Origin of the sequence: Streptacidiphilus sp. MAP12-16 (assembly GCF_041262165.1) — a bacterium.
Lineage (GTDB): Bacteria > Actinomycetota > Actinomycetes > Streptomycetales > Streptomycetaceae > Streptacidiphilus.
On record NZ_JBGCBY010000085.1, the window covers coordinates 1 to 1141 of the forward strand.

Below are 1141 nucleotides of genomic sequence, written 5' to 3' on the forward strand. Positions count from 1 at the left end.
GATGACCGCGATCTCGCTCGGAATGCCGTCCACGCCGTTGAAGCCGCTTGCTGTGCGGCGGAAGAGTCGTCAGATCATGGTCGGCAGTGTGGCGGTGGGTGGGGATGCGCCGGTGTCGGTGCAGTCGATGACGACGACGGTGACGTCGGATGTGAATGCGACGTTGCAGCAGATTGCGGAGTTGACGGCGTCGGGGTGTCAGATTGTGCGGGTGGCGTGTCCGTCGCAGGATGATGCGGATGCGTTGGCGGTGATCGCGCGGAAGTCGCAGATTCCGGTGATCGCGGATATTCATTTCCAGCCGAAGTACGTGTTCGCGGCGATCGACGCGGGGTGTGCGGCGGTGCGGGTGAATCCGGGGAATATTCGGCAGTTCGACGACAAGGTGAGGGAGATCGCGCGGGCGGCGTCGGGGGCGGGGGTGCCGATTCGGATCGGGGTCAACGCGGGGTCGTTGGATGCGCGGTTGCTGGCGAAGTACGGGCGGGCGACGCCGGAGGCGTTGGTGGAGTCGGCGTTGTGGGAGTGCTCGTTGTTCGAGGAGCACGGGTTTCGGGATATCAAGATCTCGGTGAAGCACAACGATCCGGTGGTGATGATCGCTGCGTATCGGCAGTTGGCTGCGGCGTGTGATTATCCGTTGCATCTGGGGGTGACGGAGGCGGGTCCGTCGTTCCAGGGGACGATCAAGTCGGCGGTGGCGTTCGGGGCGTTGTTGTCGGAGGGGATCGGGGACACGATTCGGGTCTCGTTGTCGGCGCCGCCGGCGGAGGAGATCAAGGTGGGGAATCAGATTCTGGAGTCGTTGAATCTGCGGCAGCGGGGGTTGGAGATTGTGTCGTGTCCGTCGTGTGGGCGGGCGCAGGTGGATGTGTACAAGTTGGCGGAGGAGGTCACTGCGGGGTTGGAGGGGATGGAGGTGCCGTTGCGGGTGGCGGTGATGGGGTGTGTGGTGAATGGTCCGGGTGAGGCGCGGGAGGCGGATCTGGGGGTGGCTTCGGGGAATGGGAAGGGGCAGATCTTTGTGAAGGGTGAGGTCATCAAGACGGTGCCGGAGTCGAAGATCGTGGAGACGCTGATCGAGGAGGCGTTGAAGCTGGCCGAGCAGATGCAGGACGAGGGCGTCGCCTCCGGCGCACCC

1 protein-coding gene is annotated in these 1141 nt (G+C 64.4%); it reads left to right on the plus strand.

Annotation, left to right across the window (positions count from 1 at the left end):
• Position 1 precedes the first annotated feature (1 nt).
• Positions 2-1141, plus strand: a 1140-nt coding sequence (gene ispG / locus ABIA33_RS38055) for a flavodoxin-dependent (E)-4-hydroxy-3-methylbut-2-enyl-diphosphate synthase (protein WP_370088826.1), incomplete at its 3' end; no start/stop codon positions are given.